The following is a 25,190-nucleotide window of genomic DNA, read 5'->3' as shown; positions in this document are numbered from 1 at the left end:
GCAGGACGACCACGCTCCACAAGCCCGCAAGAGAGGGAAGCACCGACATGCCGACCTGCCCGAACGGACACCAGTCGGGTTCCGACGACTGGTGCGAGGTTTGCGGTCACCGCATGGCCGGTGCCGTCCCGCCCCCTCCTCCGCCCCCGCCCCCGGGCGGCGGCTACGGCTTTCCGCCGCCGGCCGGTCCGGGTGGCCCCGGCGCCGGTCCCGGTCGTCCCGGTGGCCCGGGCGGCGGTCCCGGTGCTCCCGGCGCCGAGCCGCAGCTGTGCCCGCAGTGCCGCACGCCGCGTGAGGGCGGGGCACCGTTCTGCGAGGAGTGCCGGTGGAACTTCCTCACCAACACGGCCACCTCGTACACGCCGGCCGCCCCGCGCCCGTCGGCGCCCGGCGGCCCGGCGCCGCACTTCCAGCAGCCGTCGGCGGGCCCGTCGTACGGCGGCGGTGACTCGTACGACTACCAGAGCTCCCGCCCGTCCCGGATGAACCGGCCCGCCGAGCCGATCCCCCCGGGCCCGCCGCCCTTCGGCGGTCCGTCGGGGCCGGGTGGCCCCGCCGGTGGCCCCGGTGGGCCGGGCGGCGGTCCCCAGGGTCCGGGCGGCGGTCCCCAGGGTCCGGGCGGCGGTCCGCAGGGCCCGGGCGGCGGTCCCCAGGGCCCGGGCGGCCCGAACGGCCCCTCTGGTCCCTTCAACCCCAACGGCCCCGGCGGTCCCAATAGTCCCGGCGGTCCCGGTGGCCCCGGCGGTCCCGGTGGTCCCGGTGGCCCCAACGGCCCCGGCGCATACGGCGGCCCTGGCGGCCCCGGCGGCCCGAACGGGCCTTCCGGTCCGCCGGCCCCGCCCGGTTTCGGTGCCGACCCGTCACGGCCGGTACCGCCGCCGCCCGGTCCCGGCGGGTCCGGGAACGGCGCCCCGCAGGGGTACCAGCAGTCCGGACCCCCGGCCCCGCCGGCCTTCCCCCAGGAGACCAACCGGCCGCAGCAGGGCGGCCCCTCCTTCGGCGGCGGTGACGACTGGGTGCTCTCCCCGCCGTCGTCCACCGGTCACGGAGGACCGGGTGGGGGCCCCGGCGGCCCTGGCGGCCCTGGCGGTCCCGGTCGCCCCGGTAGCCCGAACGGCCCCGGCCCGGCTCAGGGCGGCGGCTACGGCTACCCGCAGCCCGGCGCGGCCCAGACCCCGCTGCCCCCGCCCGGAAGCGGCTTCCCCCAGCAGCCCCAACAGCCGCAGCAGCCGCAGCGGCCCCAGCAGCCGGCGACCTGGACGGCGACGATCGGCCCGGACCGCGACTACTTCATGGCGATGATGCAGCGCTCCGGTCCGGAGGCCGCGGGTCTGAACCTGCCCGCGTACTCGCCCGAGCAGCAGCGCACGCTCACCGGCAACCAGATCACCATCGGCCGCCGCCGGCACTCCACCGGCGACACCCCCGACATCGACCTGGCCGTGCCGCCGGAGGACCCGGGCGTCTCGCACCAGCACGCGCTGCTGGTGCAGCAGCCGGACGGCACCTGGGCGGTCGTCGACCAAAACTCGACGAACGGCACCACGGTCAACGGCGGCGAGGAGCCGATCCAGCCCTTCGTGCCGGTGCCGCTCCAGGACGGCGACCGGGTGCACGTCGGCGCCTGGACGACGATCACGGTCCGCCGGGGCTAGGCACCGCTCCGTACGTCAGGTGAAGGGCCAGGCGTACGGGCCCTCCGGGTCGTCCAGCCAGGCCCAGGCCCGTTCGCCGCTGACGGTGATGCCGTAGCGCTCACGGTGCGGGGCGTCCTCGCGGTCCCACAGCGCGTACGCCTCCTGCGGGTCGAGCCGGCCCCGGCTCAGCGCGAGCAGGAAGCGGAACAGGTCGTTCTCCCGGGCCCGGCGCGGGACACCGCCGAGGCCCGGCGTCTCCGGCTCGGACCGGTCCGCGCCGCGCAGTGGCACGAAGTACGCGGGGGTGTGCAGGAAGCGCCCTTCGGCGTGCTCCGCGTCGCGGACCGTGAGGACGGCCAGGCCGGTGGCGAGCGGCGTCAGGATCCGGCCGCCGGGGCGGCACTGGGCCAGCCAGGCACGCGGGATCGACGGCAGCGCGCACGTGGCGAGGATCCGGTCGTAGGGGGCGCGCTCGGGCACGCCCCGGGCGCCGTCGCCGGTGACGACGGCCGGATGGTGTCCGGCGGCGGCCAGGTGCCGGCGGGCCGACTCGGTGATGTCGGCGTCCAGGTCGATCGTGGTGACGAGGTCGTCGTCGCCGAGCCGGTGGGCGAGCAGGGCGGCGTTGTAGCCAGTGCCCGCGCCTATCTCCAGGACCCGGTCGCCGTCCCTCACTCCCAGCTCCACCAGCATCATCGCCATCAGCGACGGCTGGCTGCTGGAGGAGAGCAGTTCGCCGTCGCGCAGCCGGGTGGCCAGCGGGGCGTCGGCGTACGCGCCGCGCACCCAGCGTTCACGGGCCTCCCGGTCGGGGTGCTCGCCCCACCGGCGTTCGTAGCCCCCCAGGACGCCGACGTAGTAGTACGGCACGAAGAGGTGGCGCGGCACCGCCTCGAACGTCTCCCGCCAGACCGGGTCGGCAGCCCAGGCGCCGCTCAGCTCGATCTCCCGCACCAGCTCCGCCCGCGCGGAGGCGGCGAGGCCGTCCAGGTCCTGGTGCCCGCCCATGTCTCCACAGTACGGGCCCGACGGCGGACGGTGGGAGGTCCTAAGCCTCAAGTCCTATGTCCACGCGTCTGAGACCATGGACGACGTGAACGAGATTCGGCGCGGCACGCTGCAGGAGCAGACCTTCTACGAGCAGGTCGGCGGGGAGGAGACCTTCCGTCGGCTCGTCCACCGTTTCTACCAGGGAGTGGCCGAGGACCCGCTTCTGCGGCCGATGTACCCGGAGGAGGACCTCGGCCCGGCCGAGGAGCGTTTCGCGCTCTTCCTGATGCAGTACTGGGGCGGCCCTACGACGTACAGCGACAACCGCGGCCACCCGCGGCTGCGGATGCGCCACGCCCCCTTCGTCGTCGACCGGGCCGCGCACGACGCCTGGCTCAAGCACATGCGGGTCGCCCTCGACGAGCTGGGGCTCTCCGAGGAGCACGAGCAGACGCTGTGGAAGTACCTGACGTACGCGGCGGCCTCGATGGTCAACACCCCGGACTGACCGACGGCCTGCCCGGGGGCTGCGGGCCGCCGGGGCCGGTCAGCGCACGCTGATGCCCAGCGCCCCGGTCCCCGCCCGGCGCAGGGCGACGGATCCGTAGGGCGTGCGCAGCCGCAGCCACGCGCCCGAGGAGAACAGCTTCGGGGCGTCGTCCGCTCCGGACGCCCCGGTGGGGCGCAGGAACCCCAGTGACTGGGCGGCGTGCACGGCCCGGACCGGCAGCGCCGTGTCCCCGACCGTCCGGGACCACATCTCCCGCCCGATCCGGTCCAGCTCCGCCCGGGTGCGCCGCTCGGGCGGCAGCTGTGCCGTGCGGGAGCGGAACTCCGCCACCGCCGCGGCGACCAGCGCGCGCAGGTCGTCCGGGGCGGGCAGCCCCGGATCGGGCCGCCAGCCGCCGCGCGGGGGCAGCACCCCGGCCCACGGAGGCCCGGTCACCGCGCCCGGAACGCCGGCTGTCGCCGTCGGCTCGCCCACCGTCTCCAGCAGCTCACCGGCGGACACGGTCACGTCCAGCGTGACGTCGAGTCCGTTCTCGTACGGCTTGGCCAGCCGCACCGCACGCACGGCCAGCACGTCGAAGGAGGGCGGCCGGCCGAAGACGGCGAGGGCCGTGCCGGCCGCCTGCAGGCGCACCGCCGCCGAACGGTCGTAGTGGAGCAGGCGGGAGAGGAAGCCCGCGAGATCCGCGGCCTCCCCCTCGTCGGCCAGATGGAGCACCGTCATGCGGCGACGGCCCCCTCCTTGTCGTCCGTGTACTCCCGGAGGAACTCGCGTTCCTCCTCGGTGATCCGGCGGGGCCGCTGCGTCTCGAAGTCGAACGGCACGATCACCGTCGAGGCGCGGACGTAGACCTGGTCGCCGTCCTTGACCTCGTAGGTGAGCGTGAAGGAGGCGGCCCTTATCTCCGTGACCCACAGCTCGATGTCGACCGGGTGGTGCCGGTGGACGAGCTGCCGCTTGTAGTCGATCTCGTGGCGCGCCACCACGGACCCCTGCTTGAAGTCCTTCTCCGGGCGGAACAGGAAGTCGATACGGGCCTCCTCCAGGTAGCGGAGGAAGACCACGTTGTTGACGTGGCCGTACGCGTCCATGTCCGCCCAGCGCAGCGGGCAGCGGTAGATGTGCCGCAAGATCAGCCCCGGGTCAGCTTCTTGTAGGTGGCCCGGTGCGGGCGTGCGGCGTCCGCGCCGAGCCGCTCGACCTTGTTCTTCTCGTACGACTCGAAGTTGCCCTCGAACCAAAACCACTTGGACTCGCCCTCGTAGGCGAGGATGTGCGTGGCGACGCGGTCGAGGAACCACCGGTCGTGGGAGACGACCACGGCGCACCCCGGGAACTCGAGCAGCGCGTTCTCGAGGCTGCCGAGGGTCTCGACGTCGAGGTCGTTGGTCGGCTCGTCGAGGAGGAGCAGGTTGCCGCCCTGCTTGAGGGTGAGCGCGAGGTTGAGCCGGTTGCGCTCACCGCCGGAGAGCACCCCGGCCGCCTTCTGCTGGTCCGGTCCCTTGAAGCCGAAGGCGGAGACGTACGCCCGCGAGGGCATCTCCACCTGCCCGACGTTGATGTAGTCGAGCTCGTCGCTCACGACGGCCCAGAGCGTCTTCTTCGGGTCGATGTTCTCGCGGCTCTGGTCGACGTAGGAGATCTTGACGGTGTCGCCGACCTTGATGCTCCCGGAGTCCGGCTCCTCGAAGCCCTGGATCATCTTGAAGAGGGTGGTCTTGCCGGCGCCGTTGGGGCCGATGACACCGACGATGCCGTTGCGCGGCAGGGTGAAGCTGAGGTCGTCGATGAGGAGCTTGTCCCCGAAGCCCTTGGTGAGGTTGTTGACCTCGACGACGACGTTGCCCAGGCGCGGGCCCGGCGGGATCTGGATCTCCTCGAAGTCCAGCTTCCGCATCTTGTCGGCCTCGGCGGCCATCTCCTCGTAGCGGGCCAGCCGGGCCTTGGACTTGGCCTGCCGCCCCTTGGCGTTGGACCGCACCCACTCCAGCTCGTCCTTGAGCCGCTTGGCGCGCTTGGCGTCCTTCTGGCCCTCGACCTTGAGGCGGGTCTGCTTGGTCTCCAGGTACTTGGAGTAGTTGCCCTCGTAGCCGTGCAGGCGGCCGCGGTCGACCTCGCAGATCCACCCGGCGACGTTGTCCAGGAAGTACCGGTCGTGGGTCACGGCCACGACGGTGCCCTCGTACTTGGCGAGGTGCTGCTCCAGCCAGTTCACCGACTCGGCGTCGAGGTGGTTGGTGGGCTCGTCGAGCAGCAGCAGGTCGGGCGCCTCCAGCAGCAGCTTGCAGAGCGCGACGCGGCGCTTCTCACCACCGGAGAGGTTCACGACGGGCCAGTCGCCGGGCGGGCACCCGAGCGCGTCCATGGCCTGCTCCAGCTGGGCGTCGAGGTCCCAGGCGTTGGCGTGGTCCAGCTCCTCCTGGAGCTTGCCCATCTCCTCGAGCAGGGCGTCCGAGTAGTCGGTCGCCATCTGCTCGGCGATCTCGTTGAACCGGTCGAGCTTGCCCTTGACCTCGGCGACACCCTCCTGGACGTTCTCCAGGACGGTCTTCTCCTCGTTCAGCGGGGGCTCCTGCAGCAGGATGCCGACCGTGTAACCCGGCGACAGGAACGCGTCGCCGTTCGACGGCTGCTCCAGCCCCGCCATGATCTTCAGAACGGTCGACTTACCGGCGCCGTTCGGTCCGACCACGCCGATCTTCGCGCCGGGCAGGAAGCTCAGGGTGACGTCATCGAGGATCACCTTGTCGCCGTGCGCCTTGCGCGCCTTGCGCATGGTGTAAATGTACTCAGCCAAGAGAAACCGTCCGGCAGCTTGATCAGGCAGTGGGCAGATACACCCCATCTTGCCGCACCGCCACCCCTGGGAGGAAACGCGTTCGGCGCGGGGGCTCTGACCTGGGGTTTCTCGGGTGCCGCCCGGGACTCACCTGTCACTGCCGGTCGCCGCCGACCGGCCTCGGGCACCCTCGCGCGTCCCAGGGACGGCCCGGCCCGAGGGCGCCGCGCCCCCGCCGCACCGGGCTACGGTGCTGCCCTGGCCGGCACCGCGGAACGTCCTCTCCTCTTCCTCGACGCGGACGGCCAGAGCTCGTTCCCGGAGCTCACGGCCCGTGCCTCGTGAAGCCTGTCCCGCTGGGCGCCACCGGCCTCAGCCGTGCGGCCAGTACCCGTCCTCCGGGCAGGCAGAGGCGCTTGGCCGAGGACGCTCCCGCCGTACGGAAGGCTGTCCGGCTGTCACTGTTCGCTCTTCCTGCGGACGAACAGGAGGACCGCGCCGCCGATCACGACCAGGCCGATGGCCGTGCCGCCGATCAGGGGCGTCGCCCCGGAGCTGCCGGTTTCGGCGAGGTTGGGGTTCGGGGCGGGGGTGATGACCGTGGCGGGGGCCGGTTCGCCGAGGGGGCGGGTGGTGTCCGACAGTGCGGCGCTCTGGGTGCGGCAGTCGAGGACGCCCTTGAAGCGTTGTTCGAAGCCGGCCGGGCCGCGGATCGTGAAGTCGTAGGCGCGGTCCTCCGGCAGTGGGACGGTCACCGTCCGGGTCCCGCCGGCCGCGATGGTGTACTCGGTGTCGAGGAGCTCGAAGGTGAAGGGCTCGTCGCCCTTGTTGACCGCGGTGATGTCCAGGGCGCCCTCGGCGCAGTTCTTCGTCGCGGACAGGGCGGGTATCGCGCCCTGGTCGGCCCACGAGGCGGTGGCCGTCGCCGCGACGGTGGACTCGCTGGAGCCGGCCAGGATCTGGGCCTGGCTGCGGCTCTCGGAGGCGAAGGCACGGCCGACCGGGACGGTGGTCGAGGCCTGGACCGTCAGCTCGGCGGTGCCGGCCGCCGCGTCCTCGGGCACGTCGAAGAAGATCTGGGAGCCGTTGGTGACGGAGGTGACGGGCTCGCCCTGCTTGTCGACGATGCGCACCCCGCCGGCGGTGGCGTCCACCGGGGGTGTCACCGTCGCGCCCCCGGCGTTGGTGCGCACCGTCACCGGGCCGAGCCGCTCACCGGGGCGGCCGGAGACCACGGGCGGGTCCAGGGAGAGCGACGCCGCGGGCTCCGCGAGAACGCGGGCCGTCTTCTCCAGGTAGTCGGCGAGCCGCTCGGCCTGGGGATCGAGTGCCTCGACGTCCGTGTCGTCCGAATAGCGCCAGACGGCCACCTGCGTACCGGCCGCCGCCTCCTGCTCGGTGAGTCCGCCGCGGACGCCCGCCTTCTTCGCCAGCGCGGCGAGGTCGTTGACCTGGGGGTAGGAGTTCTGCAGGATCCAGCGGATGCGGCCCGCGTCCTTGTTGGGTCCCAGGGACGTGCCGCTCCAGGGCGTCTCGTGGTACTTGGCGTCCTTCTGCGTCGGGTTCTGGACGTCGACGCCGTACGTCTGCAGCATGCCGCCGCCCTCGACGGACATCTCGAACAGGCCGGCCGGCACCTCCTGGGCGCCGTCCGCCCCGTGGACGACCGCGACGCCGTGCGCCTTGAGGCCTCCGATGGTGGCCGTCGCCCCGCCCTGCCCCTGCGCCGCCGCCTCCTGGGCGGCGGCGGCCGGTCCGGCGCCGGTCACCACACCCGCGGCGGCGAACGCGGACACCAGTGCCGCGGTGGCGAGTCGCACCGCCCTTCGGCCGGGCAGAGGCAGCGCAGCGAGCGAAGAAAACACCAAATACCCCTTCGAGCAGGACCGTTGACGTGGGGGGCACGGTCCCACCAGCAGAATCACCAGCCCCTTGGGGCTCGTTCGGCATCCTAAGGACGTGACGCACCGTGGTTGCCGGTGATGTTCGTCCACACGGTGATCCGAATCGGAATCGTTATCGCCAACAGGCTTGTGAGCAGGGCTTATCGACAAATCCACCCGGGTTCGTCCGGCACGTACTCGTCGATAAGCCGCACTTCGGTCAGTTCCGGCGGACCGTCGGCTTCACGCCACCGCTGCGGCGGGTTCCGGCCGTTGTTCGGTGGTGTCCGTGCCGTCCGGCTCCCCGGCCGGTGTCTCCCAGGTGGGCTCCGGCTGCGGTGGGGAGACCGCCGTCTCCGCCTTTCCGGTGCGCCGGAACGCCGCCGTGCCGCGTGCGAGGTCGTGTCCGATCGCCACCGCGTCGATGTCCGCGGAGGTCCAGTTCTGCCCCTCGCGCACGTCCGTGCGCACCTTCAGCCGGCCCTGCACGATGACGGGTTCGCCCACCGCCAACGACGCCGAGGCGTTGGCGGCGAGCTGTCGGTTGGCCCACACCGTGAAGAAGTTGGTGTGGCCGTCCGTCCACGCGCTCTTCTCCCGGTCCCAGTAGCGCGCGGTGACCGCCAGCCGGAACCGCGCCGACGGTCCGTTCGCCAGCTCCCGGAACACCGGCCGCGTGGCCACGTTGCCCACGGCGCAGATCATCGTCTCGTTCATCGCGAGTCCTCCCTCCCGTACGGGCCGTCCCGTACGGCTGCGTCCGGCGCGGCGGTGTCACGTTCCCGCGCACCGCCGCCGCCCGTGACGACCGCGTCCGTCGCGATCGCCGCGCCGCCAGACTGCCCCGCCCGGACCGGGCCCGCCGAGGGCTGTGGACCGTCACCTCGCTTGTGGAGAACTCCGCCACCCCGACGGGTGTCCCCCGGGGCCGTCCCGCGGCCGGGCTCCCCGGGCGGACGACCGCCTCCGCCCGCCCGTCACCCCTCCCGGCGCCCCAGCGCCCCAGCGCCCCGACACCCCGGCGCCTACGTCTACCTCGCCGTGGTTCCCACCCCCGCGACCCGCCCGTACTGCTCCCGCACTTCCCGGTACCGCAGCAGTTCCGCCGCCAGCGGATCCAGAACCCTGGCCCGGCCGCATCCCGCGGCCGCCTCCCGCAGCAGGCGTTCCGCCTCGTGGCCGTAGCGTCGTGCCGGTCCGCGCGCCGCGATGCGGCAGCTCCATTCGATGAGGGGTCCGCCGACGATGCCGGCCACCATCAGCAGCACCGGCACGCCCAGGTTCGGCGGCAGGAAGCCGACGATCTGGCCCAGCAGCCACAGGCCGCCCGCCACCTGCAGGAGGGTCATGGACGCCTGGGCCAGCACGGCCACCGGCCACCAGCCCGGCCGCGGCGGACGCCCCGGCGGCAGCCCCGTGCGCACCACCAGCTCGTCGAGGGCCTCCGGCAGCCCCTGGGCGCCCCGGACGGCCGCCTCGCGCATCGCCTGCGCCCACGGCGCGGGCAGCCCGGCCGACGCCCGGTCGGACACCGTGCGCACCGCCTGCTCGACGCGCTGACGGGCGGTGGCCTCCTCGTCCGCCTGGGCGCGCAGCGAGAGCCGGCCCGTGGGAGGTTCGCGCCGGTCGTGGTGCCAGCGCCACAGCCGCAGCCAGGGTGTGCCGCACGCGCGGTTGGCGTTGCGCAGCCAGGCCCGTTCGGCGGCCTCGCCGGCGGCGGTGGCCCCCACCGCGTCCGCGAGCCGGTCCGCGAACTCCTCCCGCGCCTCCTCGCTGAGCCCGGTCCGCCGCCCGGTGACGTACACGGGACGCAGGCGCCAGGCGGCGGCGTCCACGTCGGCCGCGATCCGGCGCGCCGGAGCCTGCCGTTCGGCCACGAACTCGCCGAGCGCGTCGCGCAGTTCGCCGATGCCGTCCCCGGTGAGCGCGGACAGGGCGAGCACGGTCGCACCGGGTTCGTCGTACTCCCCGAGTGCGATGCCGTCCTCGTCGAGCAGCCGCCGCAGGTCGTCGAGGACCTGTTCGGCGGCCTCCCCGGGCAGCCGGTCGACCTGGTTGAGGACGACGAAGGTCACCTCCGCGTGGCCGGCCATCGGCCGCAGATAGCGCTCGTGGAGCACGGCGTCGGCGTACTTCTCCGGATCGACGACCCAGATGACGGCGTCGACGAGTGCCAGGATGCGGTCCACCTGCTCGCGGTGCTGCACGGCCGCCGAGTCGTGGTCGGGGAGGTCGATCAGGACCAGCCCGCGCAGCGGCGAGTCGGCGTCCGGGTGCTGCAGCGGGCGGCGGCGCAGCCGGCCGGGGACGCCCAGCCGGTCCAGGAGGCTGGCCGCGCCGTCGCTCCAACTGCACGCGATGGGCGCCGCGGTGGTCGGCCGGCGAACGCCCGTCTCGGAGATCGTCACCCCGGCGAGCGTGTTGAACAGCTGCGACTTGCCGCTGCCGGTCGCGCCCGCGATGGCGACGACGGTGTGCTGCCCCGAGAGCCTGCGCCGCGCGGCGGCCTCGTCGAGGACCCGGCCCGCCTCGGCCAGTGTCCCGCTGTCGAGCCGGGTACGGGAGAGCCCCACCAGTTCGCGCAGCGCGTCGAGCCGCGACCTGAGCTGTCCGTCGTACGCCAGCGGCATCAGAGCCGAGGAACCGGCGGGCCTGCTCGGCACCACGGCGAACTGCTCCGCCCCGGCGTTCTCGTCCACCCGGCGCGCGATCAGCCCGTCGCCCCAGGCGCCTCCTCCGTCCCCGGCCCCGGAACCGGCCCCGGGGACGGAACGGGAATCGGGAACGGGACGGGAATCGGGCCCGGAGCCGGAATCGGACCCGGAGCCGGAATCGGACCCGGAGCCGGAATCGGACCCGGACGAACCGCCGGCCGCGCGCTCCGGACCCGCCGCGCGATCACGGCCGGCCGCGCCCTCCGTACGGCCCCTGTCCGCCGTGGGATCCCTGCGCTCGGTGGGGTCCCCGCGCTCCGCGGGGTCCCTGCGCTCCGTACGGTCCCTGCGCTCGTCACCGCGGTCGCGGTCGCGGTCCCGGGACGTACGGGGGGACGCGGCGTTGTCCTGCACGCGTGGCTGAGGGCCGGGTGCGCGCTCGCTCGCGCGGCCCTGCGCACGGGTTGCCTGCCCGGGCCCCGCCTCGCCCCCCTGACCTCCCTGACCTCCCCGGCCTCCCTGACCTCCCTGCCTTCCACAGCCCCCCTGACCTCTTCGGCCTCCGGGCCCTGCCCGGCCTGCCTCCTCCGTCGTGTGGTCGGTGTGCTCGGTGGGGTCCTGGTCAGTGACGGCGGTCACCGGTCACCTCTCCTTCTGCAGTACGGACAGCGCGGCGATGAGTTCGGCCTGCGGCTCGGGATGGACTTCCAGCCCGTCGAGCGGTGCCAGTCGGCGCTCGCGCTCGACGTGCATGACCCGGTCCACCTGTTCGTCGAGCAGCCGCCCGCCCCGGTCGCGCAGCCGCAGCGCACCGTGGGCGCCGATCCGCTCGGCGAGCCGCTCCCCGGCGCTGCGCGCGCGCCGCCCGCCCAGCAGCACGGTGGCGACCAGCGCGGCGACCACCCCCGGGTCCGGTGCCATGCTCCGGTCGAGTTCGCGCACCTCCTCCTCGGCGTACTCCTCCAGCTCCCGCCGCCAGCGCCGTACGGCCATCCCGATGCGGTGCTCGGCGCTCTCCGTCGCCGGGGCGCGGTCCGCGAGTTCCGGTGCGGCGGCCGCCGGTTCGCGCCGCCACGCGTCGTCGACGCGTTCGTCGGCGGCGGTGACGGCGCACAGCAGCAGCGCGCTCAGGCTCTCGACCAGCGAGTCGAGGAGTTCCTCGGGGGAGCAGTCGAGGGGAAAGGCCCGCCACCGCTTCAGCGCGTCCCCGGCGAGCACGGCCCCCGCCTGCAACCTCCCCCGCACGCGCGCGTGCTCGGCGTCGTACGCGCCGTCGACGGCCGCGGTGAGCCGCAGCGCGGCGGCGTACTGCGCGGCGGTGGCGCCGGCCAGTTCGGGCATCCGGGATGCGAGGGAGTCCAGGATGCCGTGCGCCGTACGGGCCATGGTGTGGTGCCGGGTGTCGAGGTCCTGCGCCCGGTGGACGAGCCAGGACCGCAGCGGCGCCACGGCGGTGGCCGGCAGCAGCCCGCCGCCCCACGCCGACTCGGGCAGTTCGGGGACGGTGAATCGGGGGACCTCGCCGAGCCCGGCCTTGGTGAGCAGCGCCCCGTACTGCCGCGACACCTCGGCCACCACCTGGTGGGGCACCCGGTCGAGCACGGTGACCAGGGTGGCGTCGTACTCCTTGGCGGTGCGCAGCAGGTGCCAGGGCACGGCGTCGGCGTACCGGGCGGCCGTGGTGACCATCACCCAGATGTCGGCGGCGCAGATCAGTTCGGCCGCGAGGACCCGGTTGTCGGCGACGAGGGAGTCGATGTCGGGTGCGTCGAGGAGGGCGATGCCGGGCGGCAGGGTGTCGGCGGTCTCGACGCGCAGCACGCGCGCGGGCTTCTCGCCCGGCAGGAGCAGGTCGTCGTCCGGATCCCGGTGGGGCACCCACACGCGCGTGAGGTCGGGCAGCACCCGCATGCCGCTGAACCAGTGGTGGTCCTCCGGATGGCACACGAGCACCGGCGTCCGGGTGGTGGGCCGCAGCACCCCGGCCTCACTGACCCGCCGCCCCACGAGGGAGTTCACCAGCGTGGACTTCCCGGCGCCGGTGGATCCGCCCACGACGGCCAGCAGGGGCGCTTCGGGTTCCTTCAGCCGGGGCACCAAGTAGTCGTCGAGCTGTGCGAGCAGTTCGTCGCGGTTGGCACGCGCGCGTGGGGCCCCCGGCAGGGGCAGCGGGAAGCGTGCGGCCGCGACACGGTCGCGCAGGGCGGAGAGTGCGTCGAGCAGCTGAGGCCGTACGTCCAAGGTCACCACATGTGAAGAATGCCCAATTTCAGGGGAATTCTGAAGCATATGAGCATGCCTGCGCGCCGACCGGACACTTCGGACGGAAGGGACTACTGGGACGTGAGGCGACTCCAGGCATAACGAGTGCACAACACCCGATGCGTGAGACGCCAAAAGCGATGCAGGATTCGTACCTGCCTGCGATTATCGGGATCGCTTCACTGAACCTCCACATCGAGCCACGGAGGTGAAGCAGCAGGGACATGGAGCCGGGAGCCCTATCCTTGTCCCCGGCACCGTCACGGATCAGCCCACACCCGGGCACCACGACCGAGGCCACCACACCAGGCCCCCGTAGCTCAGTGGATAGAGCAGGCGCCTTCTAAGCGCTTGGCCGCAGGTTCGAGTCCTGCCGGGGGCGCCACTGCCCGTTCTGTCGGGAGGGACCGGACGACGTGCGACTGCGCTGCGCGGTGCTCGACGACTTCCAGCGGGTGGCGACCGACAGCGCCGACTGGTCCCCGGTCGCGGACGACGTGGACGTCGTGTCCTTCGACACCCATTTCGACGACGAGGACGCCCTCGCCGCGGCGCTCGCCGAGTTCGACATCGTGGTCACGCTGCGCGAACGCGTGCCGTTCCCAGGGTCACTGATCGCCCGGCTGCCCCGGCTGAAACTGATCGTCGCCTCCGGCATGCGCAACAGCGTCATCGACTACGCCGCCGCCGACGCGCACGGCGTCACCGTATGCGGTACGGCCTCCTCCTCGGCCCCGCCCGTGGAACTCACGTGGGCCCTGCTGCTGGGCCTGGCCCGCGGTGTCGTCCAGGAGAGCAACGCGCTGCGCGAGGGCGGGCCCTGGCAGCAGACCGTGGGCGCCGACCTGCACGGTCAACGGCTCGGGCTGCTGGGCCTGGGCAAGATCGGCAGCCGGGTGGCGCAGGTCGGTCTCGCCTTCGGCATGCGGGTGAGCGCGTGGAGCCAGAACCTCACCCGGGAACGCGCCGAGGAGGTCGGCGTCGAACCCGCCCCCTCCAAGGAGGAGCTGCTGCGGGTCTCCGACTTCGTCTCCGTCCACCTGGCGCTCGGCAACCGCACCCGCGGTCTGCTCGGCCCCGCCGAACTGGCGCTGCTCAAGCCGACCGCCTATCTGGTCAACACCTCGCGCGCGGCGATCGTCGACCAGGACGCCCTGCTCGCCGCGTTGCACGGGGGCCGGATCGCCGGCGCGGGCGTGGACGTCTTCGACAGCGAGCCGCTGCCCGCCGGGCACCCGATGCGCACCGCCCCGCGCCTGCTCGCCACCCCGCACCTCGGCTATGTCTCGCGCGCCAACTACGCCACGTACTACGGCCAGGCGGTCGAGGCGATCCGGGCCTACCTCGCGGGCTCCCCCGTACGCCGCCTGCCCTGAGGCCGCGGGTACGACGCCTGCCCCGGGGGCCGTCGGTACGACGCCTGCCCCGAGGCCGCCGGTACGACGTCTGCCCCGGGGCCGCCGGTACGACGTCTGCCCCGGGGCCGCCCGTACGTCACCGGCCCCGAGGACTCCACGCCACCCGAAGAGTGCCCCCGGCCTTCCCGGCCGGGAGCTCTCCCCGTCCGCGCCGTCCGCGCCGTCCGCGCCGTCCGCTCAGGCGTACCGGTAGATCCGGCTGTGGTCCTCCAAGTCGTCCGGCGTCACGTCCCACGGTGGCAGCCTCTCGTGCCGCGCGACGATCCGGCCGTGCTGCGTGCCGCCCCGGCCGGGCGGCTCGGCGGGCAGGTAGCGGGCGTCGGCGTGCCGGGCCTGCCAGCGGGACCACTGGAGGTCGACGAAGGCGTGGTGCAGCCAGAACACCGGGTCGTTGACCGAGGCAGCACCGACCATGGCCCCGCCGACCCAGCGGTGCACCCGGTTGTGGTTGCGCCAGGAGACGCTGCCGCGGCCGGTCCCCCACCCCTCCAGCTTGTTCCGGAACCCCTTGCGCACCGTGGAGTCCCAGGGCTCGGTGTCGTACACCGGGTCGTCGAGCGCCCACTTCAGGTCGCTCTGCGTGGGCAGCTCGATGGGCGCGTCGGCGCGTCCGAGGTCCCGGGTGAGGTACTCGGTGTCGGTGACGTTCTCCTTGATGGTCCAGTTGCCCTCGGCATGGGCGAACGGCCCGGTGGTGACCCGGCGGTCGGAACGCCGCCCGTTGCCGCCGAGAAGGTCGGCGGTCCAGGGCGAGGACGAGGTGGTGCGGTCCTTGGTCCAGTCCCAGTACGGCACCGTCACGGACGAGTCGACCCGGCGCAGCGCCTCCTCCAGGTCCAGCAGGAACCTACGGTGCCAAGGCAGGAAGGACGGTGCCATGTGGGCACTGCGCAGCCCGCTCTCGCCGTCGGAGACGTAGTACACGATGTGGAGACGCACGAACTCGTCGTACTCACCGCGCCGTTTGAGCTCCAGCAGCGCGTTGACGAACCGCCGCTTCTCGGAAGCGGTCAGGGTGCTGACGTCCTTACGCGTGTACGCCATGACGCCCCCCGGAATGGTGCCGGCCGCCCTCGGCCGACGTGTCGCGCAGCTGCTCGCCGGGGCCGAGTTCGTCGACGGCACCGCGGGCCGCGGCAAGGGGGGTGGGATACGACCGGTAGTGGTCGATCATGCTCAGCCAGCCGCCGTCGGCCCGGCGCATCAGGTGCAGCGGCCGGCCGTCCACGGTCACGTGCCAGGTGCCGGCACCGACGGCCTGCCCCGCGGTGGGCCTGACGCCCCGGATGCGGCGGCCCCGGTAGATCTCGTCGAACGCGGCGCTCGCGGCCGGCTCGGGGGCGTGCGGGGCGGGCCGCGCACCCGCCCCGGTGGGGGTGGTCCCGGTGGTCCCGGCGCTCTCGGCGGCGTCGGACGGCGGGGAAGGCCGGGAGGCCGCGATCAGGGGCGTCAGCGTCACGGCGAGGGCCGGGGCGAGCAGCCCCCGCAGCATCCGGCGCCGCGTTCCGTGGCCGGGTCCGCCTCTCGCGGGGTCCCGCGTCTCCTGTTCCGCGCCGCTCACTGCTCCGCCCACGTTGGCGATCATGGCTCGCTCCTCGTCCGCTCGGTGGATCCGCACCGTTAACCGAGCGGTGGGCTCCGCGGTCACCGCTCGCTGGGCCACCCGGAGCACCGGCCACCGACGCCGGCCCAGAGGCGCCGCGCAGTAGCCGCGCAGTACCCGCGGAGTACGGGGCAGGTGCTGGGAGGTGCCGAGGGACACGTTCCGTCCCGGCGTGAACGCCGGGGTGGTCCCACACGGCGTCGCCCGTGCGCCGGGGTGCGGGTCAGCGGCCCAGCGAGAGGCCGCCGAGCAGCCCCTCCCCGGAGTTCAGCCGGGTGGTCGTGTCCTTCACGGTGTGCAGCACGGATCCCTTGTCCTCGCTGCCGGACGCCTTCGACCGGTGCTTCGGCGGCACCACGTTGGTGCGTTCCTCGGTGAGCGCGCTCACCACGCCGTTGAGGGCGCCGGACGTGCGGTCGACGGTGACGTGGGCGAACGCGGGCGCGGCGGAACCGGCCACGGCCAGGGCCCCGGCAACGACAGCGACGGCCTTGAGGGACTTCATCATGTTCCTTTCTTCGGCGACTCACGTCGCCCGAGGACATACGGACGCCCTGCCCAACGACCTCCGCAGAGCGCGGAAACCCCGCGCTCGGAAGACATATGAGATATCCGGCAGGCGTCATCGCCCGGCGGGACATCCCTGCGCGGGCCACCGCGGCACGGCGCGGGAACCGGAACCGAGAAGGCCGTTGCGCCGCCCCGGAAGGGCGGCACAACGGCCTGGTTCGCCGTGCGGGCGTCAGGAGGGGTTGGCCGGCTGCGGGTTCGCCGGCACCGCCGCTTCCGGCGTGGCGGCGTCCGGCGCGCTCGGCAGGGCGGGCAGCCCGGCCAGGTCGGCGGCGGGCAGCCCGCTGCCGACCAGCGTGGCGGCGACGACATTGACGACGCTGCTCACGACTTCCTCCACGGCCGGACTCACCTGCGCGGCCGTACCGGAGGTGGTGGCCTTGAGCAGGGCGTCGATCTGCGCCATCAGGTCGGCGTGTGCGGCGGCGGCCAGTTCGGCCAGTGCCGTGGTGCCGTCACTGCTCTGCGCCACGACAGGCGCCGGCAGGGTCACCGGCGTCTCGGCGGCCGGCGGCTGGGCCGGGGTGGTGGTGCCGGGGGTGGTGGTGCCCGGCGTGGACGCCACGTCGTCGGCGTCCGTGTCCGCCGCTTCGGCCTTGGCGAGGGCGTCCTTGACGGCGGCGGCCAGCTTGTCCGCCTCCTCGGTGGACAGGCGGCCGTTGTCGGCCTTGAGTACGGCGCCGAGCAGATCGGTGACCGGCGTGAGCACTCCGCCCAGACCGGCCAGACTGCCGACCTGGCTCTGCAGTTCCGCAGCGTCGGGGAGCGGGGCTCGGGACGCCGCGTGGGTGCGTTCCCGGACCGATTCACCGTCGGCCGCCATCACCGCCGGACCGGAGAGGCCGATCAGCAGGCCGGCGCAGAGAGCGGAGGTGGCGATTCGCCGTGCGGGCAGACGCATGGGGGTTCCTTTCGGTGGTGCGTCGGATCTTGTGCCCACCGTGGAAGCGCCCATGGCGCTCTGCAACCGAGCGGTGACCCCGTGCGTCGGGCCGCTTTCCCTCGCATCGGCGTCCTACCTGGTGAGAGGCCCTGTCAAGGTCCGCGTGCCGTGTCGGCGTCCACACCCCCCATTCGGGGCACACGCCGCCGTCCGCGCGGCAGCCGTGCGCACGGCGACGTGAACCGGCCGCCCGCTCGCGGAAGAGCCGCGGTACGGACGGCCGGTGCGGGGCCGCCGAGGCGCCGTCGGCCGTTCTCGCGCTCGCTGCCGAACGCCGGGTCCAGCGGGCCTGCCCGGCCGGCGGTGCTGCCGCAGACGCCGGCCGGGCCCGGACCCGATGCGCGCCACCGCGCCGGACGGAGCACCCGGGACGCGGGCACCGCGCTGCTGCCGCCGGCGGCGCGCAGCGGCGCCACCGGCGCTTTACGGCGCGCAGCGTCGGCGCGAGCCGCCGAGGTGAGCCGCCGGCGTGAGCCGTGCCGCCGATCGAGTGATCTCACAGGAGAACAACGTTCACCAATCCAACACACTCGCCGGTTTCACCGGATTGGCACGGTTCGCCGCTAGAGTCCCCCATCATCCGACGCATCCCCGTGCACCACTGCGGGACATCGGCCAAGGGGACCCTCCGGGAGCTCCGAACGCGGCGGACGTCCACCGGCCTTCCGGCTCGTTCCCCAGCGGGACGCCGCGTGCGCCCGCGTCCGCCGTGTCGCGACCGGTGCCCCGCGGTGAGACGCGCTCCCGCCCGTCCCGAGCCTGCTCCTTGAGCGAGGAAACGCGTATGCACCTGCCACCGACCGACTCCCCGCCACGGGTTCTCCACGTCACCCAGCCGGTGGACGGCGGGGTCGCCCGTGTCGTCAGGGACCTGACGCGCGTTCAGCTCGCCACCGGGCTGCGTGTCACGGTTGCCTGTCCCGACGGTCCCCTCGCGGGCGAACTCCGGTCGCTGGGCGCCGACGTGCGGCACTGGGCGGCGACGCGGTCACCGGGTCCCGCGCTGGTACCGGAGGTACGACGGCTCGCGCGCGTGATCGCGGACGTACGGCCCGACCTGGTGCACGCGCACAGCGCGAAGGCAGGTCTCGCCGGGCGGCTCGCCGTACGGGGGCGCATTCCGACCGTGTTCCAGCCGCACGCCTGGTCGTTCGAGGCCGTCGGGGGGCCCGCCGCGGCGCTCGCGCTCGGCTGGGAGCGGTGGGGGACGCGGTGGGCGGCGCGGACCGTGTGCGTGAGCGAGGCGGAGCGGCTGCGAGGGGCCGGGGCCGGGGTCCGCGGGCGGTGGGCGGTGATCCCGAACGGCATCGACCTCGACCGCTTCCGCGACGACACGGTCTTCCGCGACGACACGGCCGGAGGCCGCAACGGCGTGGCGGACCCGGAGCCGGCACGGCTGCGGGCCGGCGTCGGCCCGCACGCCCCGCTGGTGGTCTGCGTGGGACGGCTGTGCCGGCAGAAGGGGCAGGACGTCCTGCTGGCGGCGTGGGGGTCGGTCCTCGCGCGCGTGCCGGGGGCCCGGCTGGTGCTGGTCGGCGACGGACCGGAGCACGCCCGGCTCGCGGCGCGTGCCTCGGCGTACGGATTCCTCGGCGACGGACCGCAGCGGGCCGGGCCTGCACCCGGAACCCACGGCGACGGACCGCACCGGACCGGGCCCGCACCCGGAACCCACGGCGACGGACCGCACCGGACCGGGCCCGCACCCGGAACCCACGGCGACGGACCGCGCCCCACCGGCCCGCACGGTCCCGACCCGGTACCCGCGCCCCGCGTCCACGAGCATCCCGCCCGTCCCCGACACCCGGCCCCGGCGTCCGCGTCGGCCGGCGAGGGGCCGGCCGCGGCCCGCTCCGGTGCGAACGCCCCGGCGTCCGTGCTGTTCGCGGGTGCCGTCGCCGACGCCACTCCCTGGTACCGGGCCGCGGACCTGGTCGTCCTGCCCTCCCGCTGGGAAGGCATGGCGCTGGCCCCGCTGGAGGCGATGGCCTGCGGACGGCCCGTGGTGGTGACCGACGTGGACGGCGCCCGCGAGGGACTGCCGCCCGCTCTCGCGCCGCACTGCCTGGTACCGCCGGAGGACCCGACGGCGCTGGCGGGCGCCGTCAGCGGCCTGCTGCTCGACGCTCCCCTGCGTGCGTCGCTCGGCCGCCGGGGGCGTGCGCACGTCCTGTCCACGCACGACGTACGGCTCACGGCCGGGGCCGTCGCGGCGGTGTACCTCGCCCTCCTCCACGACGGGCACGACGGCCACGACGGCCACGACGGCCACGACGGGCGGACGGCCGAACCGCGCCCCCTCCCCGGCCACCGGCCGGCCTCCACGGCGCCCCACCTCTCCGGCGACCGGTCGACAACCGTGGGGCGGTCGCCGGTCGTGCCCATCGAGTACAGGGAGTCCACGCACCCATGACCGCGGAAAGCACCGTCCCCGCCCCCGGCGGCCAGCCGCGCACCCCGGGATCCTCGTCCCCCGTCTCGGTGCTGCCGCCGAGGGCCGGCACCGGGGGCCTCCGGTTCTCCACCGGGCGCCCCGCGCCGCGGCCGGACTCCCCGCTGCCGCTGCTCGTCGCGGACGGCACGGCGGCCGCGGTGCCGGGCTCGCTGACCCTGACCGGCGTCCCGCACCAACCGCTGCTGACGGCCCTGCTGGTCGCCGCCGCGCTGCTGCTGTGTCCGCGCCCGCGCCGACGGCTGCCGGGTGTGCTGGACGACCTGCCCGCCCTGTGCGGCCGGATCGCGGTGGTCTGGCTGTCGCTGGCGGCGCTCGTCGCGGCGTACGCCCCACCGCACGCGCTGTCCGCCCGCACGCTCCTCCTCGGCTTCCTGCTGCACGCGGCGACGGGCTGCGCCGGCCGGGGCGTCGTGCACGGGCGGCACCGTACCGCGCTGCTGAACCACCCGCGCGCGGCCCTCGTCGCCGGCCCCGCCGCGACCGCGCAGCGGGTGGCGTCGGCGGTGCTGCGCCACCCGCGCTGCGGGGTGCGCCCCGTGGGGATCGTCACCGACGACCCGGGCGGCACCACCGGCCTGCCCGTGCTGACCACGGGAGAGGAGGTGCGGCGGGCGGTCGTGCAGAACGGCGTACGGGACGTACTGGCCGTACATCCTTGCGAACCGGCCCGGCAGGGGCCGCTGCTGCGGGCGCTGGCGGAGTCCGGCTGCGTGGTGTGGGAGGTCGACGCGGACGCCACCGCCTGTCCGGGCCGGGACCGGATCGCCGGGTTCTCCTTCCGGCGCCCGGAGCCGGCCGCGCGGCGGGCGGGCGGTGCGGGCAAGCGGGTGCTGGACGTGACGGTGTCCGGGGCTCTGCTGCTGCTGCTGAGCCCGTTGCTGCTGACCTGTGCGACGGTGCTGAGAGTCATCGGGGGGCCCGGCGTGCTGTTCCGGCAGGAGCGCATCGGCAAGGACGGCAGGCCGTTCACGCTGCTGAAGTTCCGCACCTACCGCCCGGCCGACGAGCACGAGTCGGCGACCCGGTGGAGCGTGGCCGACGAGCGGCGGATGCCGTGGTTCTGCCGCTTCCTGCGCCGTACGTCGCTCGACGAACTGCTCCAGCTGTGGAACGTCTTCCGGGGCGACATGAGCCTGGTCGGACCCCGTCCCGAACGGCCGTACTTCGTGGCCCAGTTCAGCCGGACCTACCCCGGTTACGCCGCCCGCCACCGGGTGCCGGCCGGCATCACGGGCCTGGCCCAGATCAACGGACTGCGCGGCGACACCTCCATCGAGGACCGGGCCCGCTTCGACAACGCCTACATCGACGACTGGTCCCTGTGGCAGGACGTCTGCATCCTGCTGCGCACGGCCGTCACGCTCGTACGCCCCACCGGGAGCTGAGCGAGGTGTCCCAGGCCCTGCCCCTGCGGTCCGCCGTGCGCGTACGGCGGCTGCCGCCCGTCCTGGCCGTGGTCGCGGTCGTCGCGCTGCTCGCCCTGCCGGTCGCACCGGACGGCGGGGGCGGCGCGCACCCGGCCGACGCGGTCTCCGCGCTGGTGGTGCTGTACTGCGCCCTGCGCCTGGTAAGAGCCCGGCGGCGCCCCCTGTCCCGTACGGCGGCCGTGGTGCTGGGGCTGCCCGTGGTCGGACTGGCCGTCGCCGCCATGGGGGCGGTGTCGCCGGGAGCCGGGCTCACCGGGCTCGGCCGCTACCTCCAGGTCTTCGTCCTGGTCCCCGCCGCCGTACTGCTGCTGATCCGCGGCCGGGACGACGCACGGCTGCTCGCCTGGTCGATGGTGGGGCTGGCGGTGTGGCAGGGGGCGGTCGGCGTGCACCAGTACGTCACCGGGACCGGCGCCTCGTACCAGGGCGAACAGATCCGGGCCGTGGGCACCTTCGGGCCGCAGGACGTGATGGGGATGGCCACCGTGGTCTCCCTGGGACTGGTCTGCGCGGTCGGGCTGGCGCTGGGCCGGCATCCGGGGGCGTGCAGGCCATCGACTCCATCGACGCCCTTGCCCCCATCGACGCCATTGCCTCCTTCGACGCCATTGCCTCCATCGACGCCATTGCCTCCTTCGACGCCGTCGACGTCCTCGACACCGTGCACGCCGTCCGTACGTCAGCGCGCGCTCGCCGCCGGGTGCGCGCTCGCGCTGCTGCTGCCGCTCGCCGTGTCGTTCAGCCGCGGGGCGTGGATCGCCACGGCGGTGACGTGCGCGGCACAGCTGCTGCTCGCCGGGGTGCGCCGGGCGCTCACGGTGGGGACGGCCGCGGTCGCGGCGGGGGTGGTGCTGGTGGGCGGGTTCGGTGTCGGTACGGCGATGCTCCAGGAGCGGGTGGGGAGCATCGCGCAGGTCACCGCCTCGCCCGACCAGTCGGTGACCGACCGCTACGCGATGTGGGCGGCGGCGGCCGGCATGTGGCGCGAGCGGCCACTGACCGGCGTGGGCCTGAAGGGGTTTCCCGGACACCGGGACGCACACGCGTCGCTGGCGCTGTCGTCCGGCAGTGAGACCGACGGCGCCGGTGCCGGATACCGCAGGCAGCCGCTGCTGTCCCCGCACAACATGTACCTGCTGGTCCTGGCCGAACAGGGCCTGATCGGACTGCTGGCGCTCGCGGGGAGCTGGCTGGCGCTGCTCGTCCTGGGGCTGCGCAGGCTCCGGGCGGTACGGCGTTCCGGGCGGCCCGCACCGGACTGCGCGCTGGTCGCCTGCGGGCTGCTGGTGTGGCAGCTGACCGACTTCGCGTACGCCGACATCGGCGGGCCCTCGACCGTGCTGACGGCGGTGTGCCTCGGGCTGGCGGCGTGGTGGGCGCTCGGGGACGGGTCCGGGTCCGGGTCCGACTCCGGGGCCGGGGCCGGCCCTGGTTCCGGTCACGGTTCCGGTCCCGGTCCCGGTTACGGTCCCGGTTACGGTCCCGGTCACCGCCCCGGTACGGAGGAGGTGCCGGCGCGGTGAAGGTGAAGGCGACCTCGCTTCCCGCGGCGGGCGGGACGTCCGTCCCCCCGGCCCGGACCGTCGCGTCGCAGGCGGACCCCGCGACGGCCGCCGAGGGCCGGTCCTCGGGGGGCTTCCTCGCCCGGGCCGCGTTGCTCACGGCCGTACTGTCGGTGGCCGGGTCGGTGCTCGGGCTGGCCCGGGACCAGGCGCTGGCCCGGCTGTTCGGGGCCGGCAGCGAGACGGACGCCTTTCTCGTGGCGTGGACGGTGCCGGAGTTCGCGGCGACGCTGCTGATCGAGGACGGGCTGGCCTTCGCGCTGGTCCCGATGTTCAGCCTGGCCCTGGCCCGCCGCGCGCAGGGCGCCCCCGGCGACCCGGTCCGCGCGCTGGTCGCCTCGACCCTGCCCCGGCTGGCGCCGGCCTTCGTCGCGGTCGGCGCGCTGGTCGTCGCCTGCGCACCCCACCTGGTCGCGGCCCTGGCTCCGGGGCTGCCCGACCACGCCCTCGCCGTGGACTGCACCCGGCTCACCGCCACCTGCGTCGTCAGCTTCGGGCTGGCCGGGTACTGCAGCGCCGCCCTGCGGGCGCACCGCCGGTTCCTGGCGCCGGCGGCGATCTACGTCGCCTACAACACCGGCATCATCACCGCGATGTTCGTGTTCGGCGGGCGCTGGGGGGTGCGTTCGGCGGCCGTCGGGGTCGCGGCGGGCGGCTTCCTGATGGTGGCGGCGCAGTTGCCGTCGCTGCTGCGGCAGCTGCGCCGCCGGGGCGACGGCGCGCCGCCGCCGGCCGTCGAGGAGCAGGCCCGCCCGCTGGCCCTCGCCCTGTTCACCACCGTCCTGCTCTTCGCCCTGTGCCGCCAGTCCCAGGTCCTCATCGAACGCTTCCTCGCCTCCGGGCTCCCCTCCGGGGCCATCTCGCACCTGAACTACGCGCAGAAGGTGGCCCAGATCCCCATGACGCTGTCGCTGATGCTGTGCACGGTCACCTTCCCGCTGGTGGCCCGGGCGATGGCCGACGGCGACACCGAACGGGCCCGCGACCGCGTCGAACGGGACGTGGCGCTGGCGGCCGGCGTGGTGCTGCTGGGCGCGGCCGCGGTCGTCGCCTGCGCGCCGCAGATGGTCGGGCTCCTCTTCCAGCGGGGCGCCTTCACGGCGTCGGACACGGCGGCGACCGCGACCGTCATGCGCGTGTACGCGCTCGGGCTGCTCGGCCAGACCGTGGTGGGTGCGCTGGCCCGCTCCTACTTCTCGGCGGGCCGCGCCAGCTGGTACCCGCTCGGCGCGATGGCCGTCGGCATCGCCGCCACCGCCGGCGTCGGCGCGTACGCGGTCGGCCCGTGGGGCGTGACCGGGATCGCCGCCGCCAACGCCGCCGGGATCACCGTCACCGCCGCCCTGCTGCTCGCCGGGATGGGCCCGCGCAGCGTCCCGGTCCGCGTCCGGCGCGTCCTGGGCGACCTGGGCAGGCCGGTGGTGGCGGCGTCCGCGGCGACCGTCGCGGGCGCGCTGGTCACGGACCGGCTCACCGCTCCGGCCGGTTCCCCCGGTGCCTCCCTCGCCGTCGGCGTGGCGACCGTCGTCGCCGTCTTCGCCCTGCTCGGCCGGGTTCTGCGCGTCCAAGGGGTCGCGCAGGCCCTCGATCTCGTCCGCTCCGTCACACGAAGGCTCCCCCATGGCCGTTTCGGCTTCCGCTTCCGCTTCCGGCGCTCCCGCCCCCGCTCCCTCCCCCGCCCCCGCAGCCGCCTCCGCAGCCGCTTCCGCAGCCGCTTCCGCGGATTCCGCTGACGCCCGCACACGCACCGGCGCCCGCACCCGCCCCGGTGCCGGCACCCGCGCCGACGTCGTCCCCTGGATCGCGATGTACCACTCCGTCGGCGACTGCTCGGACGACCCGTACCGCATCACGGTCACGCCCGACCGGCTGGACGCGCAGCTGGGCTGGCTGCGGCGGCGCGGGCTGCGCGGGGTGTCGGTCGCCGAGCTGCTGGCCGCCCGGGCCCGTGGCGACGGCCACGGCCTGGTGGGGCTGACCTTCGACGACGGGTACGCCGACTTCACCGCGCACGCGCTGCCCCGCCTGCGCCACTGGGGCTGCGGGGCGACCCTCTTCGTACTGCCGGGCCGGCTCGGCGGCGACAACGCGTGGGACCCGCTGGGCCCGCGCAAGCCGCTGCTGACCGCCGACGGCATCCGGCAGGCCGCCGCCGAGGGCGTCGAGATCGGCTCGCACGGGCTCACCCACGTCGACCTGACGAAGGCGGACGATGCCGCGCTGACGGCCGAGACCGCCGAAAGCAGGACGCTGCTCTCGGAGTTGACCGGCGCTCCGGTCACCGGCTTCTGCTACCCGTACGGCACGGTCGACGCCCGCGCCGCCGAGGCCGTGCGGGCCGCCGGTTACGCCTACGCCTGCGCGATCGACCCCGGCCCGCTGACCGGCCCGCACGCCCTGCCCCGCGTACACGTCGGCCAGCGGGACACGGCCGTGCGCCTGCTGCTGAAGACCCGGCTGCACCGCCTGCGCCGCCGCCGTGCGACGGGGGTGTGA

At 74.5% G+C, this 25,190-nt stretch carries 20 protein-coding genes and 1 tRNA gene; 9 read left to right on the top strand and 12 right to left on the bottom strand.

Features of this window, described 5'->3' with window-relative positions:
- Nucleotides 1-47 precede the first annotated feature (47 nt).
- Nucleotides 48-1,655 carry an FHA domain-containing protein gene (locus tag ACP4IX_RS01555; RefSeq protein WP_426554511.1) on the top strand — a complete coding sequence of 536 codons (1,608 nt, stop codon included), beginning with the start codon at nucleotides 48-50 and terminating at the stop codon, nucleotides 1,653-1,655.
- A gap of 15 nt (nucleotides 1,656-1,670) precedes the next feature.
- Here ACP4IX_RS01555 and ACP4IX_RS01550 read toward each other — a convergent pair whose 3' ends face one another.
- Nucleotides 1,671-2,645 carry a methyltransferase domain-containing protein gene (locus ACP4IX_RS01550; protein ID WP_426554510.1) on the bottom strand — a complete coding sequence of 325 codons (975 nt, stop codon included), beginning with the start codon at nucleotides 2,643-2,645 and terminating at the stop codon, nucleotides 1,671-1,673.
- 76 nt (nucleotides 2,646-2,721) lie between these two features.
- On the opposite strand from ACP4IX_RS01550, the gene ACP4IX_RS01545 reads away from it, so the two are divergent.
- Nucleotides 2,722-3,135 (top strand): globin, encoded by a 414-nt coding sequence (locus tag ACP4IX_RS01545; RefSeq protein WP_426517092.1) that lies wholly within the window; start codon nucleotides 2,722-2,724, stop codon nucleotides 3,133-3,135.
- Nucleotides 3,136-3,174: 39 nt separating this feature from the next.
- Here ACP4IX_RS01545 and ACP4IX_RS01540 read toward each other — a convergent pair whose 3' ends face one another.
- The 7 genes from ACP4IX_RS01540 to ACP4IX_RS01510 form a co-directional block, all read right to left on the bottom strand.
- Entirely contained in the window at nucleotides 3,175-3,861 is a 687-nt protein-coding gene (locus ACP4IX_RS01540) for a hypothetical protein (protein ID WP_426554509.1), read from the bottom strand.
- Complete coding sequence (locus tag ACP4IX_RS01535) at nucleotides 3,858-4,268, bottom strand: acyl-CoA thioesterase (RefSeq protein WP_426517088.1); 411 nt, start codon at nucleotides 4,266-4,268, stop codon at nucleotides 3,858-3,860. Before ACP4IX_RS01535 ends, ACP4IX_RS01540 begins: the two co-directional genes overlap by 4 nt.
- Nucleotides 4,269-4,270: 2 nt before the next feature.
- A complete protein-coding gene (ettA, locus tag ACP4IX_RS01530; protein WP_426517086.1) occupies nucleotides 4,271-5,935 on the bottom strand; it encodes an energy-dependent translational throttle protein EttA in 1,665 nt (554 codons plus the stop codon).
- Nucleotides 5,936-6,375: 440 nt separating this feature from the next.
- The gene (locus ACP4IX_RS01525; RefSeq protein WP_426554508.1) at nucleotides 6,376-7,782 is read right to left on the bottom strand and encodes a TQXA domain-containing protein; all 1,407 of its coding nucleotides are present in this window, start codon (nucleotides 7,780-7,782) and stop codon (nucleotides 6,376-6,378) included.
- 261 nt (nucleotides 7,783-8,043) lie between these two features.
- Complete coding sequence (locus tag ACP4IX_RS01520; protein ID WP_426517082.1) at nucleotides 8,044-8,517, bottom strand: single-stranded DNA-binding protein; 474 nt, start codon at nucleotides 8,515-8,517, stop codon at nucleotides 8,044-8,046.
- 314 nt (nucleotides 8,518-8,831) lie between these two features.
- A complete protein-coding gene (locus tag ACP4IX_RS01515; RefSeq protein WP_426554507.1) occupies nucleotides 8,832-11,093 on the bottom strand; it encodes a GTPase in 2,262 nt (753 codons plus the stop codon).
- A 3-nt stretch (nucleotides 11,094-11,096) separates the two neighbouring features.
- Nucleotides 11,097-12,704, bottom strand: coding sequence for a dynamin family protein (locus tag ACP4IX_RS01510; RefSeq protein ID WP_426517078.1), 1,608 nt, complete (start codon nucleotides 12,702-12,704; stop codon nucleotides 11,097-11,099).
- 321 nt (nucleotides 12,705-13,025) lie between these two features.
- On the opposite strand from ACP4IX_RS01510, the gene ACP4IX_RS01505 reads away from it, so the two are divergent.
- Nucleotides 13,026-13,101, top strand: a tRNA-Arg gene (locus tag ACP4IX_RS01505).
- 31 nt (nucleotides 13,102-13,132) lie between these two features.
- Nucleotides 13,133-14,092 carry a D-2-hydroxyacid dehydrogenase family protein gene (locus tag ACP4IX_RS01500; RefSeq protein WP_426517076.1) on the top strand — a complete coding sequence of 320 codons (960 nt, stop codon included), beginning with the start codon at nucleotides 13,133-13,135 and terminating at the stop codon, nucleotides 14,090-14,092.
- A 219-nt stretch (nucleotides 14,093-14,311) separates the two neighbouring features.
- On the opposite strand, the gene ACP4IX_RS01495 is transcribed toward ACP4IX_RS01500, so the two are convergent.
- The 4 genes from ACP4IX_RS01495 to ACP4IX_RS01480 form a co-directional block, all read right to left on the bottom strand.
- The gene (locus tag ACP4IX_RS01495; protein WP_426554506.1) at nucleotides 14,312-15,178 is read right to left on the bottom strand and encodes a tyrosinase family protein; all 867 of its coding nucleotides are present in this window, start codon (nucleotides 15,176-15,178) and stop codon (nucleotides 14,312-14,314) included.
- On the bottom strand, nucleotides 15,162-15,719 hold the full coding sequence (locus tag ACP4IX_RS01490) for a tyrosinase cofactor (RefSeq protein ID WP_426517072.1): 558 nt from the start codon (nucleotides 15,717-15,719) through the stop codon (nucleotides 15,162-15,164). The genes ACP4IX_RS01495 and ACP4IX_RS01490 overlap by 17 nt, the downstream gene beginning before the upstream one ends.
- A 241-nt stretch (nucleotides 15,720-15,960) precedes the next feature.
- Complete coding sequence (locus tag ACP4IX_RS01485) at nucleotides 15,961-16,242, bottom strand: hypothetical protein (protein ID WP_426517259.1); 282 nt, start codon at nucleotides 16,240-16,242, stop codon at nucleotides 15,961-15,963.
- 237 nt (nucleotides 16,243-16,479) lie between these two features.
- Nucleotides 16,480-17,208, bottom strand: coding sequence for a hypothetical protein (locus tag ACP4IX_RS01480; RefSeq protein WP_426517070.1), 729 nt, complete (start codon nucleotides 17,206-17,208; stop codon nucleotides 16,480-16,482).
- Nucleotides 17,209-18,034: 826 nt separating this feature from the next.
- On the opposite strand from ACP4IX_RS01480, the gene ACP4IX_RS01475 reads away from it, so the two are divergent.
- The 5 genes from ACP4IX_RS01475 to ACP4IX_RS01455 all read left to right on the top strand — a co-directional run bounded on the left by ACP4IX_RS01475 (nucleotide 18,035) and on the right by ACP4IX_RS01455 (nucleotide 25,190).
- Nucleotides 18,035-19,663 (top strand): glycosyltransferase, encoded by a 1,629-nt coding sequence (locus tag ACP4IX_RS01475; protein WP_426554505.1) that lies wholly within the window; start codon nucleotides 18,035-18,037, stop codon nucleotides 19,661-19,663.
- Nucleotides 19,660-21,090 (top strand): sugar transferase, encoded by a 1,431-nt coding sequence (locus ACP4IX_RS01470; protein ID WP_426554504.1) that lies wholly within the window; start codon nucleotides 19,660-19,662, stop codon nucleotides 21,088-21,090. Before ACP4IX_RS01475 ends, ACP4IX_RS01470 begins: the two co-directional genes overlap by 4 nt.
- A gap of 5 nt (nucleotides 21,091-21,095) precedes the next feature.
- Nucleotides 21,096-22,655: an O-antigen ligase family protein gene (locus ACP4IX_RS01465; RefSeq protein ID WP_426554503.1), complete on the top strand. Its 1,560-nt coding sequence runs from the start codon at nucleotides 21,096-21,098 to the stop codon at nucleotides 22,653-22,655.
- Nucleotides 22,652-24,427 carry a murein biosynthesis integral membrane protein MurJ gene (gene murJ, locus ACP4IX_RS01460; RefSeq protein ID WP_426554502.1) on the top strand — a complete coding sequence of 592 codons (1,776 nt, stop codon included), beginning with the start codon at nucleotides 22,652-22,654 and terminating at the stop codon, nucleotides 24,425-24,427. The genes ACP4IX_RS01465 and murJ overlap by 4 nt, the downstream gene beginning before the upstream one ends.
- A gap of 73 nt (nucleotides 24,428-24,500) precedes the next feature.
- The gene (locus ACP4IX_RS01455) at nucleotides 24,501-25,190 is read left to right on the top strand and encodes a polysaccharide deacetylase family protein (protein ID WP_426554501.1); all 690 of its coding nucleotides are present in this window, start codon (nucleotides 24,501-24,503) and stop codon (nucleotides 25,188-25,190) included.

The organism is Streptomyces sp. WG5 (assembly GCF_049974565.1).
GTDB lineage: Bacteria > Actinomycetota > Actinomycetes > Streptomycetales > Streptomycetaceae > Streptomyces.
Note: the sequence above shows the minus strand (reverse complement) of the source record. Positions and strands in the feature narration are given on the sequence as shown.